The 14,131-nt window shown below is 68.2% G+C and carries 10 protein-coding genes and 1 other RNA gene; 4 read left to right on the plus strand and 7 right to left on the minus strand.

The features are described 5' to 3' along the window. Nucleotides 1-5: 5 nt before the first annotated feature. The gene (locus Q9G87_RS26785; RefSeq protein WP_305919231.1) at nucleotides 6-3,059 is read left to right on the plus strand and encodes an alpha-mannosidase; all 3,054 of its coding nucleotides are present in this window, start codon (nucleotides 6-8) and stop codon (nucleotides 3,057-3,059) included. Between the two features lie 51 nt (nucleotides 3,060-3,110). Here the strand turns inward: Q9G87_RS26785 and Q9G87_RS26790 are convergent, their stop codons facing one another. Then, nucleotides 3,111-3,632: a hypothetical protein gene (locus Q9G87_RS26790; RefSeq protein ID WP_305919232.1), complete on the minus strand. Its 522-nt coding sequence runs from the start codon at nucleotides 3,630-3,632 to the stop codon at nucleotides 3,111-3,113. Nucleotides 3,633-4,292: 660 nt separating this feature from the next. Here Q9G87_RS26790 and Q9G87_RS26795 point away from each other — a divergent pair. Then, nucleotides 4,293-6,518, plus strand: coding sequence for a CapA family protein (locus tag Q9G87_RS26795; RefSeq protein ID WP_305919233.1), 2,226 nt, complete (start codon nucleotides 4,293-4,295; stop codon nucleotides 6,516-6,518). 577 nt (nucleotides 6,519-7,095) lie between these two features. Beyond that, nucleotides 7,096-7,314: an EF-hand domain-containing protein gene (locus Q9G87_RS26800; protein ID WP_305919234.1), complete on the plus strand. Its 219-nt coding sequence runs from the start codon at nucleotides 7,096-7,098 to the stop codon at nucleotides 7,312-7,314. A gap of 588 nt (nucleotides 7,315-7,902) precedes the next feature. On the opposite strand, the gene ssrA is transcribed toward Q9G87_RS26800, so the two are convergent. From ssrA to ftsE, 5 genes are all read right to left on the minus strand, one after another. Continuing rightward, nucleotides 7,903-8,286: a transfer-messenger RNA gene (ssrA, locus tag Q9G87_RS26805) on the minus strand. Between the two features lie 312 nt (nucleotides 8,287-8,598). Beyond that, nucleotides 8,599-10,458, minus strand: a complete 1,860-nt coding sequence (locus tag Q9G87_RS26810; protein ID WP_305919235.1) for a penicillin-binding transpeptidase domain-containing protein — start codon at nucleotides 10,456-10,458, stop codon at nucleotides 8,599-8,601. A gap of 7 nt (nucleotides 10,459-10,465) precedes the next feature. After that, nucleotides 10,466-10,933 (minus strand): SsrA-binding protein SmpB, encoded by a 468-nt coding sequence (gene smpB, locus Q9G87_RS26815; protein WP_138667355.1) that lies wholly within the window; start codon nucleotides 10,931-10,933, stop codon nucleotides 10,466-10,468. A gap of 48 nt (nucleotides 10,934-10,981) precedes the next feature. Then, the gene (gene ftsX / locus Q9G87_RS26820; protein ID WP_305919236.1) at nucleotides 10,982-11,890 is read right to left on the minus strand and encodes a permease-like cell division protein FtsX; all 909 of its coding nucleotides are present in this window, start codon (nucleotides 11,888-11,890) and stop codon (nucleotides 10,982-10,984) included. A 20-nt stretch (nucleotides 11,891-11,910) separates the two neighbouring features. Further along, nucleotides 11,911-12,600, minus strand: coding sequence for a cell division ATP-binding protein FtsE (gene ftsE, locus Q9G87_RS26825; RefSeq protein WP_091079803.1), 690 nt, complete (start codon nucleotides 12,598-12,600; stop codon nucleotides 11,911-11,913). Between the two features lie 202 nt (nucleotides 12,601-12,802). Between ftsE and Q9G87_RS26830 the strand changes: the two genes are divergently transcribed. After that, the gene (locus Q9G87_RS26830) at nucleotides 12,803-12,994 is read left to right on the plus strand and encodes a hypothetical protein (RefSeq protein ID WP_305919237.1); all 192 of its coding nucleotides are present in this window, start codon (nucleotides 12,803-12,805) and stop codon (nucleotides 12,992-12,994) included. A gap of 4 nt (nucleotides 12,995-12,998) precedes the next feature. On the opposite strand, the gene prfB is transcribed toward Q9G87_RS26830, so the two are convergent. Continuing rightward, nucleotides 12,999-14,117 carry a peptide chain release factor 2 gene (gene prfB, locus Q9G87_RS26835; protein WP_305919238.1) on the minus strand — a complete coding sequence of 373 codons (1,119 nt, stop codon included), beginning with the start codon at nucleotides 14,115-14,117 and terminating at the stop codon, nucleotides 12,999-13,001. Nucleotides 14,118-14,131: the final 14 nt, after the last annotated feature.

A 14,131-nucleotide genomic window follows, 5' to 3' on the forward strand; every position in this document is an offset into this window, starting at 1 on the left:
CCCCGATGCACGACGACAGGAGCCTCGTCGAGGGCCGGATCGACCGCGTGCTCCGGGAACGCATCGCTCCCGCCGTGTACGCGGAGACGGTGCCGCTCGAGCTGGCCGCCTGGCACGTCCCCGACGAGCCGGTGCCCGTCGCGGAGGCGCTGGCCGCCGGCTACGAGCCGTTCGAGGTGGGCACGCGCTGGGGACGCCCCTGGTCGACGACGTGGCTGCGCGCCACCGGATCCGTTCCCGAACGGTGGGCGGGACGGCGCGTGGAGGCCGTCTTCGACCTGGGCTTCGTCGGCGACTGGCCGGGCAGCCAGGCCGAGGCGCTGGTGTACGACCTGACCGGCTGGCCGATCAAGGGCATCGAACCGCGCAACCAGTACGTCCCGATCGCCGGGGACCGGGTGGGCCTGCTGCTGGAGATGGCCGCCAACCCCGACATCCTGGCGAACGGCTTCCTCCCGACCCCTCTGGGCGACAAAGCCACGGCCGGTGACGAGCCGCTCTACCGCCTCGCCCGTGCCGACGTGGCCGTGCTCGACGAGGAGGTCTGGCACCTGCGGCTGGACGTCGAGGTGCTGCGCGAACTGATGGCCGAGCTGCCGATCGGCGATCCCCGGCGGCACGAGATCCTGCGCGCCTTGGAGCGCAGCATGGACGCCCTCGACATCCACGACGTGGCCGGCACGGCCGGGGCGGCCCGCGCCTGCCTGACCGGTGTGCTGTCCTCGCCTGCCCACGCCGGCGCCCACACCATCTCGGCGGCCGGCCATGCGCACATCGACAGCGCCTGGCTGTGGCCGATCCGTGAGACCAAGCGCAAGGCCGCCCGCACCTTCGCCAACGTCACGGCCCTGGCGAACGACTATCCGGAGTTCGTCTTCGCCGGGCCGCAGGCGCAGCAGTACGCGTGGGTCAAGGAGCGCCACCCGGAGATCTTCGAGCGCATGCGCAAGGCGGTCGAGGCCGGGCAGTGGGTGCCGATCGGCGGCATGTGGGTGGAGGCCGACGGCAACCTGCCGGGCGGGGAGTCCATGGCCCGGCAGCTCGTGCACGGCAAACGCTTCTTCATGGAGGAGTTCGGAGTCGAGTGCCGCGGCGTGTGGCTGCCCGATTCCTTTGGCTACACGGCGGCCTACCCGCAGCTCGCCAGGCTTGCCGGCATGGAGTGGTTCCTCACCCAGAAGATTTCCTGGAACCAGACCAACAAGTTCCCGCACCACACCTTCTGGTGGGAGGGCATCGACGGCACCCGCATCTTCACCCATTTCCCGCCGGCCGACACCTACAACGGCACGTTCGAGGGCGCTGAGCTGGCGCACGCCGTACGCAACTATGCGGAGAAGGGCGCGGGCACCCGTTCGCTGCTGCCCTTCGGGCATGGTGACGGGGGCGGCGGCCCCACCCGGGAGATGCTGGAGAAGGCGCGGCGGCTGCGCGACCTGGAGGGCTCCCCCCGCGTGGTGATCGAGAGCCCGGAGGAGTTCTTCGCCGCCGCCCACGCGGAGCTGCCGGACGCGGCCGTGTGGTCCGGCGAGCTCTACCTGGAGCTGCACCGCGCCACCTACACCAGTCAGGCCAGGACGAAGGCCGGCAACCGGCGCAGCGAGCACCTGCTGCGCGAGGCTGAGCTGTGGGCGGCGACCGCCGCGGTGCACGCCGACGTCCCCTACCCCTACGCGGAGCTGGACCGGCTGTGGAAGACGGTGCTGCTGCACCAGTTCCACGACATCCTGCCCGGCAGTTCGATCGCCTGGGTCCATCGCGAGGCGGAGGTCACCTACGCCCGCGTGCGTGCGGAGCTGGAGGAGATCATCGCCTCGGCCGTCTCCGCCCTGACCGGCGCCGGCGAGGCGACCTGGGTCTGCAACGCGGCGCCGCGGCCGCGCGCCGAAGTGGTGACCGCTCCCGACGGCTCGGCCGTCTTCGTCGAGGTCCCGGCCTCCGGCATGGTACGCCTCGAGGCGCCATCGTCCCCTTCCCCGGTCACCACGACCACCGGCGAGACCGGGACGGTGCTCTACAACGGCCTGATCCGCGTCGAGCTGGACGCGGCCGGCCTGCTCTCGTCAGTCCTCGATGTGGCGGCCCACCGGGAGTTGCTGGCCCCCGGCTCCCGCGGCAACCTGCTGCAACTGCACACCGATCTGCCCAACCAGTGGGACGCCTGGGACATCGACGCGCACTATCGCCGCCGGCGCACCGACCTCGACGAGGCGGAGGCGATCACCATCGTCGACGCGGGCCCGCTCGTCGGCGCCGTACGCGTCGAGCGCCGCTTCGGGGCGTCCAGGATCGCCCAGACGGTCCGGCTCACGGCGGGCAGTCCCCGGGTGGAGATCGAAACCGAGATCGACTGGCACGAGCGGGAGAAGATCCTCAAGGTCGCGTTCCCGCTCGACGTCCATGCCGACCGCTCGGCCGCCGAGATCCAGTTCGGTCACGTGTTCCGGCCCACGCACGTCAACACGAGCTGGGACATGGCCAGGTTCGAGATCTCCTGCCACCGGTGGGTCCATCTCGGGGAGCCGGGATACGGCGTCGCGCTGGCGAACGACGCCACCTACGGCCACGACGTGACCCGTACCACGCGTGCCGACGGCGGCACCACGACCACGGTGCGGCTGAGCCTGGTCCGCGCGCCGCGCTGCCCCGACCCGGAAGCCGACCAGGGGCGCCATCGGATGACCTACGCGCTCGTCCCCGGCGCCGCCATCGGCGACGCCGTGGCGGCAGGCTACGCGCTGAACCTCCCGCTCCGCGTGACGAGCGGCGGTGCGGCTCCGACGCCCCCGCCGCTGGTGACACTCGAGGGGACCGCCGCCTGCATCGAGGCGGTCAAGCTCGCCGACGACCAGTCCGGCGATGTCGTCGTCCGGGTCTACGAGGCGCTCGGCGGGCGGGCCACCACCCGGCTGCGCGCCTCCTTCCCGGTCACCGGCGTGACGATCACCGACCTGCTGGAACGTCCCCTGCCAGGAAACGCCGTCACCGTGGAGGCCGACGGCGGCATCCCGATCTCTTTGCGGCCGTTCCAGGTGCTGACCGTGCGGCTGCGCCGCTGAGTCCCGTCCAGAAGGGGGACAGTTGCTCGGACTGGCACGCGGCGGTGCGGGTCAGAGTTGCCAGTCGCAGACGTAACTGGCTCTGGCGGCGTGCCACTTGCTCAGCCCCGGCATCTCGCTGTCCACCGTGTCGGCAAATTCCTCCGACACGTCAGGCTCCTGCGGCGAGGGATCGACCTCTACCGTCTGGGCGCCCCACCACCGCTCCACACGTACCGGGATCGGCCAGTCCTCGCTGGTGATGTTGTCGCAGTCGGTCACCTGGTAGACGAGCTCCACCTGCACCCGCTCGCCCGCTTCCAGCTCGAGCGGGAACCGCGGCCCGTCCGCCTCGATCAGCCGCATGAACGAGCTGCTGTGTCCCACCTGCGTGACCTGCACCGACGTCCAGCCGTCATTCCTGATGGCGAAGCGCATGCTGACGGTTCGCTTTGCGGCGTCGGACCAGCCGCCACCCGATTCCACCGTGTCCGCCAGGAGCCGGGCTACCGGGAACCCCGCGGCCCAGGCGAGGGGCACCGCGATCAGCGCGAGCGCCAGCGCCGCCGCCGGCAGCACCCACGGTAACTTCACCGCGCACCCCCGAACGCCTGGCTGGATGTTGCGCAACCTTGAGATCGTCTCATGCAGTGCCGATCCCGAGAAAGGCCCGAATGGTACGTGTGGAACGACGCGCGCGATGGCGAGGGCGGCGTTGTGATGCGCTACGGGCCAAGGCCCACGTCCCGCCTCGTCCCCGGCGACACACCCACACAGGACCCACTCCCACCGACACTTGCCGCTTAACCTGCAGAAACAGGGTTACGCGAAGATCGACTCATACACGCGTCGTGGACGTGACCTGGAGCACGTTGCCTGATGTGAGCAGGGTCTCTGGCGGCTGTATCCGTCGGCGAACGAAATTGGGGGGACAGGACCTTGACCTCGGCCGTATTCGGTGGTCGCGTGCGTGTCGCGCTGACCGTGTTCGGTGTCGTCTTGGCGCTTGTGGCTGTCGTGGCCGGACTGGGTTATGTCCTGAACCATGACGGTGGCTGCATGGGGTGCAGACGGGCCACCGGCGATGTTTTCACTACGCGGCTGCGAGTGGTGGATGAGGCAGGTCGTCCGGTGGCCAGAGCCACTGTCGAACTGCACCCGTCTGCTGGTTCCGGGGGTTCGCCGTATCGACTGGTGACAGGTCAGGATGGGATAGCGCATACGCCGAGATTGTCCGGACCGACTGTGGCGGTGGTGGGCAAAGCTCGCCATCTGCCCGAGCCGGTGCCGCTCGGCTGGTCGGATGCGGGGCGTGAGGTTCGGGTGCGTCTGATGGCCCGGCTGCGGAACCGGTTGGTCATGCATTCGGCAGGCGATGTGATGTTCGGGCGCCGGTACGAGACGCCACCAGCCGGGCACGACCGTCATCAGCACGGAGGGCCGCCCCCTGATCCCGGCCAGACACCGCTCGTGCCTCGCTGGGACGCTGCGGACGGAGCCCGCCGGGTGGTGTCCTCGATCGCCCCGGTCTTCCGCGCCGCCGACCTGCGGACCGTCAACCTGGAGACCGTGCTCAGCGACCGTCCGGCCGGCAACGCCTACCCCGGCAAGCGGTACGTGCTGAGGTCGGCGACGGCGAGCGTGGCGGGCCTGCGCGCCCTGGGTGTGGACGTGGCGGTGCTTGCCAACAATCACACCCGCGACTTCCTGGACGGCGGTGTGGCCGACACCCGGGCCGCACTGGCCAAGGCGGGGGTGGCCGCGGTCGGTGCCGGGCCGGATCCGCAGCAGGCCGCCGTGCCGTATCTCCGTCGGGTGGCAGGCGTCGACGTGGCGATGGTCGCCTACACCAGCGTCGACGGGTCGTTCGTCAACGACCACTATCCGCACGGTCCGGCCGTGGGCGATACGTCCGCGAAGGCCGGCTGGCAGACCAGGCCCCGGCTGTGGGGCTTTTCCGGCGGTGGCGTGACGATACCGCAGCGGCCTCGGCGCATCGGCGACGCTTGGCAAGCTTACCGTGACATGGAACCGCGTCTGGTTCCCCGGACGGCGGCCGCAGTGTGGGCATCGCTGCAGAAGGTGTACCCGGAGTTGCAGGACTGGGTCGCCCGCCGCGGCCACGGCGGCCCCGCCATGTGGGACCCACGCACATCTCTGGAGCAGGTCCGCCGGCTGGCCCGCCAGGCCAAGCTTGTCGTGGTGCAGTGCCACTCCGGATTCCAGTTCCAGGACGCCTCGTCGGAAAATCTGCGTGCGATGGCGCGGCAGGCCATCGACGCCGGCGCCGACATCGTCATCGCGCATCATCCGCACGTGCTGCAGGGGATGGAGTGGTACAAGGGCCGCCTGATCGCCTACAGCCTCGGCAACTTCGCGTTCGACCAGAACTTCCACGCCACGTTCCCCAGCACGATCCTGCGCACGGTTTGGGACGGCGATCGTCTTGTCCAAGCGCGTGCGATCCCGGTCGAACTGGTCGGCTACCGCCCGGTCCCAGTGGTGGACGCGGCCGCCGCGCGGGCGGTGGGCAGGCTCGCCGAACGCAGCGAGCTCTCCGCGGTGGCGACCCGCGACGCGTCCGGGGCGGTCCGGAAGTTCCCACGGACTCGGGACGCCCACAGCCGCCCAGCAAGCTTCGTGCTCGAACACAACACCGCGCGTATCACCGCCGACCCGCCGGTGCCCACTGTCCAGCGCGTCACCGTGACCGCGGGCGGCGTGGACCGGCTGCCGGCCGACACGCTGTCGCGTGCCCAAGCCCCTGTGCCGTCCGGTATCGAGATGGGGCGTGACCTGTTCGGCTGGGGCGGCTTCGAGGACGAGACAGCCGACCCAGCCGTTGCCCCCGGGGGACCGCCACCGGTCCACTGGCAGGCGAGATCCAGCGCGAGGGTGGTGACCGGGGACGCGGCGATGGGACGGCGCTTCCTACGGTTGTCGGCCGGCGGCGGCGGCACCGCGCTGATCCGCCCGGTCGCACGCGTGCCGCTGCCGCGACACCACCTCTACCAGACGGTGGCAGGCGAAGCGGTACCGGCTGACGCCGAACCGGCCTACTCGCTACGCGCTATGGTCCGCCGTTCCCAGGGCGCAAGCCCGTTCGCCCGCCTCACCGCGTATCACTTCGATGACACCGATCCCACCGAAGACCCCGAGTCGACGCAGCTGAAGACCCTTGAACGTCCCATCGACGTTCCGGCCGACGAACGCTGGCACCAGATCAACATCGACATTCCCGCGCGATACCTCGACAAGGGAAACCTGCGAGGCAACGCGGCGATGCTATATCTGGGGATGAAGCAGTCCTCCGACGGCGCGGGCCGGGCCGACTTCGACGATGTCGAACTGGTGGAATGGCGCCGCCCCGACGGCGGTGGAGACTTCACGCGCTACGACCTGGTACGCAATTCTACTAGCCGCCCCCAAGAACTATCCCTGCAATCGTTCAGGCTCACGGCCGGGGTCCCGGGCGACTGACCTCCATGCTAACGAGAATCTGCAGGGGTTCGCCAAAATGGCCGGCCTCGGCGATGCCGGCCACGATCATCTGCCCTCGTAGTCCGCGATGGCATCAAGGACCGCCTCGTGGGTGGCCTTGCCAGCGCTGCTCGCCGGGATACGCCAGCGGAATAGGCTAGACGGGTCCAGCGTCAGGGCGTCGGAGTCGAGGTGCCAGAGTCCCCCGCTGCTGGGTCACGTAACAGAGGGCGGACCCGGAGTCGCCGCGGATGGTGTGCCCGCTTTCTCCTGCGGGGAGCGCGGCTCAATCCCGGGCAGCAGTGGCCGCGTCCCCCGCAGCCCAGCGTCCCGGAACCCCGTGATCCTGCCCGGCCGCCCGTACACGATCACCCGGATGCCCCGGCACAGCCGGTCTGCGCACGTTTGTGCGAACAGGCGGTGGCGGTTGGCTCGATTGACTTCCTGCCGATGCGGATCCGGGATGGGCGCCGCGACCGGCGTCTTTCTGCCCGTCACCCCTCGCCTGGGGTACAAGCTCGTGCTTCGATGTTGCCTTGTCCGCAGATCGCATGAATCGCACGATGAGAGGTCACCCATGCCGAATCTTGACGACCCGACCGCCACGTTCCAGGAGTTCGACCGCGACGGGGACGGATACATCACGCGCGAGGAATTCGCGCTCGCCATGAACACGCGCGGCGAGGAGGTCACCGCCGCCGAGCTCGACTCGATCTTCAAGGCCTCGGACGAGCACGATGGGGACGTGGACGGGCACATCTCGTTCGCGGAGTTCTTGGTGGCCTGGAACAAGTGACGGGGCGCTTGCCTACCGTAAACGATCATCCGGTCGCACCGGTAGGCAGGCACCCGGTAGTACCGGCGCACATACTCTGCCGCGGACTCGCTGTCCCAGCCCTCCCGCCAGTACCTCGCGCGTGCGCGCGCGTTAGCCTCCCGAAACGCTTTGCCGCTTCCAGCGAGGTGATCAAATTCTCGAGGCTACGTACGAGCCCCTTGCTCTCTCTCCCGAGGTCGACGGCGAGAGCGGCCAGGTCGCCGATGTCGGACCCGGTCGCCTTGGGTCGAACTCGACCTGCTGCAGACGCCATGCTCGGAGCACTAAGCGCAGAGTCTCCAGTTCCTGGTGGGCTCGCCAAAGGGCTTCGCGCAGCCGTCTGACCTGGTAGGAGAGGGTGCCGTCTTTCTTCTTCCGGTAGTCGATGCCTTCGGCTCGCTTTGCCACGGAACCATCTGTGTCCCTGCGTCTGAGGCGGTTCCGCGAACGTAGGCAACGACCAGGGCTTACGTCCCCGTCCAATGGTCCGTGCGTCCACGGTGCGTGCACGAACAAAAAACCGCCCCTGGCCTGTCGATGTTTCGACAGGTCCGAGGCGGTTTAATCTGGTGGAGGTGGCGGGAATCGAACCCGCGTCCTTCAACCCCAAGTCAGGGCTTCTCCGGGCGCAGCCTGCTGTGCTTTTCTCGGCCCCGGCGATCACGCAGGCGAGTCGCCGACGGGCCCAGCCACTGTTTGGTTTCCCGATCTCCCCCGTGGCCGGGTTGATCGGTTGAGCCTTCTAGCGATGCCAGATCCCGGGCCGAAGGCACTCCCGGGCTGACAGTGGTTTCGCTGCTTAGGCAGCGAGGGCCAGGGAGTCCCTGGCCGCCACAGTGCTCTTGGAATTGGCACTTGTTGTTTGCGGTCACAGGATTAACGAGGTTATGTCCGCAGTCCTCGGCCCGCTTCACCTGGCTTGCAAAGTCGAAGTCGAAGCCAGTCACCCCCTGTGCAGTTGTCAACACGCCCTCCGCGGAAGGCGCACAACATGAATCTACAGGGGACAACGCCCTCAACGCCAACTTAATTCCCCATGGCGAAACCCCCGGGAGAGTGGCACAGCAGCTCGCGCTCCCGGGGGCCGACCGGCAGGGTCGAGCCGGTCCGGACGGCAGGACTTCCCCCGAGATGAAGTCCTGATCTCATCACGGCGACTGGATCCGCAACCCCCCGAGCGGGCCCAGTCACTCAGTAAGACGCCACCGCGACCCTGGATGGTTGCTCAGCGTCGCGACATTTTCACGATGAGCTCACCACGGCTCACGACGGGTCCTGCAGGGCCTGGAAAAAGCCGCCCGCGACCGCCGACGCGTTGTAGTTCTTCGACAACACCGCAAGGGCCACGTCCCCCTGCCAGCCGACGAACCACGTCAGCTGGTCCCCGGCCGTCGCCGTCACCCCGTAGACCTTGCCCTTGCCCGCCTGGGCGGTCGTGCCGAAGGCGCCGGCCCGCATCATCGGCCTGAGCGCCGCGAGCACCCGCGGATCGACGGGCACAGGGGCGGGCTGGGTGATGGGCGCGGTCTCGACCGACGGGTCGGGCGACTTGGGGTCGGTGACGAGCACGGGCGAGCGCCAGGTGCCCGAGGACACCGCCGCGGCCACCAGTGCCATGCCCAGCGGACTCACCTCGACGTTCTGGCCCGCGATCGCCTTGGCCTTGTCGGCATCGCTGGACAACTTGGGGAACGAGCCGCTGAACGACTTCAGCGGCAGCCGCCACGACTGGCCCACGCCGAACGCCTCGGCGCTCTTGCGCAGCTCGTCGGCCTCGACGCGGCGGGCGAGCGAGGCCAGGGCGGTGACGCAGCCCTTGGCGAAGTTGTCCTGGAACGTGGCCGCCGTCGTGCTGCCGGCCGCCTGACCGGCGGCCACGAACCTGGCACCGCCGACCGTGCGTTCCTGCGGGCAGTCCAGCCGCTGCTTGGGGTCCATCCCCGCCCTGACCAGCGCGTCCGCGGCCACGATCGAGAACGCTGTGCCCGCCGGGTATTTGCCGGCCAGCGCGTCCTTCTCCTGGTGCATGCCGCCGTTGGTGGCCACCGCGCGGATCTCGCCGGTCTTCCGGTCCACGGCCACCAGCGCGCTCGTGTCGCTGTCGGCCACCGCCTGCTCGGCCGCCGCCTGAATGCCGCGGTCGATGGTGGTCTGCACCGACACGTTCTGCCGGCCCGGCCACTCCTTCAACAGGGCGACCTCCTTGCCGGTCTTGAGGTCGAGCGTGATCACCCTGGTCTGCGTGGAGCCGGTCAGGTAGCTCTGGTAGGCCTGCTGCAGCCCGCTCTTGCCCACCGAGTCACCGGCCCGTTGCGGGCCGCCGAGCTTCTGCTCGTATTCAGGGGTGAGCGCGCTGACGGTGCCGACGATCTGCCGGGGAGCGTCGGGGTTGACGGGCTGGTCCTGCTTCTGGGTCTCGATCTCCGAGATGTCGTCGAGCCTGGGCTTCATCTTCTGATAGAGCGAGCCGCCGAACGTGACCAGCGGCACGAACTTGTCGGGCGGCGAGGAGCGGATGCGGCTCAGCAGCCGGTCCTGGGCGTATCCCGTGATCTCCGACAACCTCGCGACGACCTCTTCGGCCTGATCGCCCAGCCTGGCCGGATAGACGCCGGCGCTGTAGACCACGGAGTCGGTCTGCAGCGCCTCACCGGTCCGGTCGACCACCGGCTGGCGCGGTTTGGGATCGATGTCGACCGCGAAGCGCTGCCCCTCCTTCAGCTCCGGATGCAGCACCGAGGGTGACCAGCGCACCTTCCACGTGCCGTCGACCAGGTGGAGCGGCAACGTCCCGTCGTACTCCCAGAGCGGGTTGTTCTCGCCCAGGTCGACCTCGGCGCGGAAGGCGGCCGTGGACTCGTCGCCGTTCATGCTCAAGTTTTTGATCTTGAAGCGGAACGAGGCCGCGTCCAGCTCCAACTTGGCGTCGGACAGCGCCTTGCGTACGGTCGCCTGATCGCCGTCGGCGCGTCCCGCGGCCAGGTCGTAGTCCTCCGTCTGCCAGCCCACGAGGAAGTCGCGCACCGCGTCGTGCGGCGACGGCTCCTCGAAGCAGCCGGTCAGCATGGTGCACGCGACCGCCAGGGTGGCGGTCGCGGAGAGCGTGCGGCGCAGGCGTCTCATGCCGATCTCATCGGTTGCGGTGGCGCAGGGCGCGGGCCATCTCCCGTTTGGCCTGCTGCTCCGCCAACGACTGCCGCTTGTCCCAGTCCTTCTTGCCTCGGGCGAGACCGATCTCGACCTTGGCGCGGCCGTCCTTGAAATAGAGCGCCAGCGGCACGATCGTGAGCCCGCCTTCCTTGGTCTTGGCGGCGAGCTTGTCGATCTCCTTGCGGTGCAGCAGCAGCTTGCGCTTGCGGCGGGCGGCGTGGTTGGTCCACGTGCCCTGCGAATATTCGGGAATGTGCACGTTGAGCAGCCACGCTTCGTTGCCGTCGATGCTGGCGTAGCCGTCGACGAGCGAGGCGCGACCCTCGCGGAGCGACTTCACCTCGGTGCCCTGCAGCACGAGACCCGCCTCGAAGGTGTCTTCGACGTGGTAGTCGTGCCGAGCACGTTTGTTCTGGGCGATGACCTTCCGCCCGGTCTCACGTGGCATGCTTCGACTTTACCGGCGATCCTCCGTACCTCGGGTACGTCGCGGCGGCTACACCCGAAGGTAGCGGCGGAGCGTGACGAACGAGGCCAGGATACAGATGAACACACCGATGATCATCGTGTACGTGATCGTCTGCGCCACCGTGTCCCAGCCCAGCTGAGCGGTCGCATCGCCGAAGAACTTGCCGAGCTCCTCGAACAGCAGGACCTTGGTCACGATCAGGATGACCGCGGCGAACACCCCGCCGATCAGGCCCGCGATCACACCCTCCATGACGAACGGCAGCTGGATGTAGAGGTTGGACGCGCCGACCAGCCGCATGATGCCCGTCTCTCTGCGCCGGTTGAACGCCGAGAGCCGGACCGTGTTGCCGATCAGCAGCGCCGCGGCGAGCACCAGGGTGATCGCGACGCCCAGCGCGTAGAAGGCGAGCTTGTCGAGCATCTGGAAGAACGGCCCGATCAGCTGCTTGTGGTCGGTCACCTGCGAGACGCCCGGCTGGCCCTGGACCGCCTGGATGATGGGCTGGTAGTTGTCCGGGTCGGCGACCTTGATGCGGAACGACTGCGGCATGTCCTCGACCTGGGTGGCCTTGACCAGAGCCGGGTTGGAGGCGTAGGCCTCCTGGAAGTTCTGGTAAGCCGTGTCCTGGTTCTCGAAGAAGACGTCCTTGACCCCTTGGGTGCCCCGGATGTGCGCCTCGAGCGCCTTGATCTGGGTCTGGGTGATCGCCTTGCCGTTGCACGCCGGCATGGCGGTCCCCTTGTTGCACAGGAAGACCGAGACCTCGACCTTGTCGCCCCAATAGCCCTTCATCAAGCCGACCTGGGCGTTGATCATCAAGCCGACGCCCAGCATCGCCATTCCGACCGCCACGGTGATGATGACCGCGATCGTCATGGTCAGGTTGCGACGGAGGCCGATCCAGACCTCGGAGAAGATGAAATTCGCCCGCATGTTGTGTCTGCAGCTCCCTGTCAGTACGCCTGGCCGTAAACGCCACGCGACTGGTCACGGACGATCTTGCCGTCCTCCAGCTCCACGACACGCTTGCGCATGGAGTCGACGATGGCCGCGTCGTGCGTGGCCATGACGACCGTGGTGCCAGTCCTGTTGATGCGGTCGAGCACCTTCATGATGCCGATGCTCGTCGCGGGGTCGATGTTGCCCGTGGGCTCGTCGGCCAACAGGATCATCGGCCGGTTGACGAACGCGCGGGCCATGGCGACGCGTTGCTGCTCGCCGCCGGACAGCTCGTCGGGCATGCGGTGGGCCTTGCCTTCGAGGCCCACCAGCTCGATGACCTCGGGCACCACCTTGCGGATGAACCGCCGGGGCTTGCCGATGACCTCGAGGGCGAACGCCACGTTCTCGTAGACGTTCTTGTTCGGCAGGAGCCTGAAGTCCTGGAAGACGCAGCCGATGCGGCGGCGCAGGTGCGGCACCTTGAAGTTGGAGAGGCGGGCCAGATCCTTCCCCGCGACGTGAATCGCGCCGGAGTTGGGCCGCTCCTCCTTCAGGATCAGACGCAGGAACGTGGACTTGCCTGACCCCGAAGGGCCGACGAGGAACACGAACTCGCCCTTGTCCACGTCAACGGAGACGTGGTCGAGAGCGGGCCGGTTCTGGTTCGCGTAGACCTTGGTGACATTATCGAAATGGATCACGAGAGCATCACGGCATGCCAGTCTAGGGGTCAGGACGGAAGCGAGGGTGGCACATGCCCACTTCCCGCCGCTGGCCGATCGGGGACCTCGTCTTTACTGATGATCGACGTTCCGATTGGCCAGAGCACAGTCTAGGGGGAAGACTGGCATGGAACGTCCATAACGGAAACAAAACGATTGTGCGGCTACACTTGGGGCTGTCATGAGTTGTGAACACCTCGTATGCGCGCAGTGCGCCCACCCCGTGATCGAGGGGCGCTGCGCCCTCTGCCGCGCCAACAGAGAGCGGATGCACCACCACGGCTTCGCCGGGCTGTCACCCGCCCTCATCATCCTGCTGCTTGTCGTCCTGCTCTTCGCGAGCCTGGCGCTCAAGCACCTCAGCGGGCTCTAGGGCCCTAGGACTCCGCCCCCGACTCCTGCCGCCGCATCCAGCGGATCTCCGACTCGATGAACCCGTCGAGGTCGCCGTCCAGGACGGCCGACGGGTTGCCTGCCTCGGTGCCCGTGCGCAGGTCCTTGACGATCTGGTAGGGATGCAGCACGTAGTTGCGGATCTGCGTGCCCCACGACGTGGTCGTCGCGCCACGCAGCTCCGACATCTTCTCCGCCTCCTCCTGCCGCTTGCGCTCGAGCAGCTTGGCCTGGAGCACGTTCATTGCGCTGGCGCGGTTTTGCAACTGGGAGCGCTCGTTCTGGCAGGAGACGACGATGCCGGACGGCAGGTGCGTGATCCGCACGGCCGAGTCGGTCGTGTTGACGCCCTGGCCGCCGGGGCCGCTCGAGCGGTAGACGTCGATGCGGAGCTCGTCCTCGTTGATGTCGATGTGGTCGGTCTGCTCGACGACCGGCACGATGTCCACACCGGCGAACGACGTCTGCCTGCGCCCCTGGTTGTCGAACGGGCTGATGCGGACCAGACGGTGGGTGCCGTGCTCGCCACGCAGAGTGCCGTAGGCATAGGGCGCCTTGATCGTGAACGTGGCCGACTTGATGCCGGCCTCCTCCGCGTAGGAGGTGTCGTAGACCTCTGTGGCGTAGCCCTTGCGCTCGGCCCACCGCAGGTACATCCGGAACAGCATCTCCGCCCAGTCGGCGGCGTCCACGCCGCCGGCCTGCGAGTTGATCGTGACCAGCGCCTCGCGGGCGTCGTATTCGCCCGAGAGCAGGGTGCGCACCTCGAGCGCGCCGATATCGGACTTGAGCGACTCGAGCTCCTTGTCGGCCTCGACGCGCGTGTCGTCGTCGCCCTCCTCGGCCGCCAGCTCGTAGAGGACGGTCAGGTCGTCGAGGCGGCGAGCGACGCCCTCGACGCGGTTGAGCTCGCCCTGGAGATGGGAGAGCTTGCTCGTGACCTTCTGAGCCTGCTCAGGGTCGTCCCAGAGGTCGGGCGCGGCAACCTGCTGCTCCAGCTCTGCGATCTGCTTGCGCAGCGCGTCGAGGTCGAGCACGTCCTGGATGCTGCGGACCGTGCCCGCGAGCTCGTTGATCTCTTCTGCCGGATCGATGCCTGCCACGTCTCCCTAGGGTA

Origin of the sequence: Nonomuraea turcica (assembly GCF_030718205.1) — a bacterium.
Lineage (GTDB): Bacteria > Actinomycetota > Actinomycetes > Streptosporangiales > Streptosporangiaceae > Nonomuraea.

Coding starts and splice junctions, on each gene's coding strand:
- Q9G87_RS26830 (WP_305919237.1), top strand. CDS start 12,803: ATGAGTTGTGAACACCTCGTATGCGCGCAGTGCGCCCACCCCGTGATC.
- Q9G87_RS26785 (WP_305919231.1), top strand. CDS start 6: ATGCACGACGACAGGAGCCTCGTCGAGGGCCGGATCGACCGCGTGCTC.
- smpB (WP_138667355.1), bottom strand. CDS start 10,933: ATGCCACGTGAGACCGGGCGGAAGGTCATCGCCCAGAACAAACGTGCT.
- Q9G87_RS26800 (WP_305919234.1), top strand. CDS start 7,096: ATGCCGAATCTTGACGACCCGACCGCCACGTTCCAGGAGTTCGACCGC.
- ftsX (WP_305919236.1), bottom strand. CDS start 11,890: ATGCGGGCGAATTTCATCTTCTCCGAGGTCTGGATCGGCCTCCGTCGC.
- Q9G87_RS26810 (WP_305919235.1), bottom strand. CDS start 10,458: ATGAGACGCCTGCGCCGCACGCTCTCCGCGACCGCCACCCTGGCGGTC.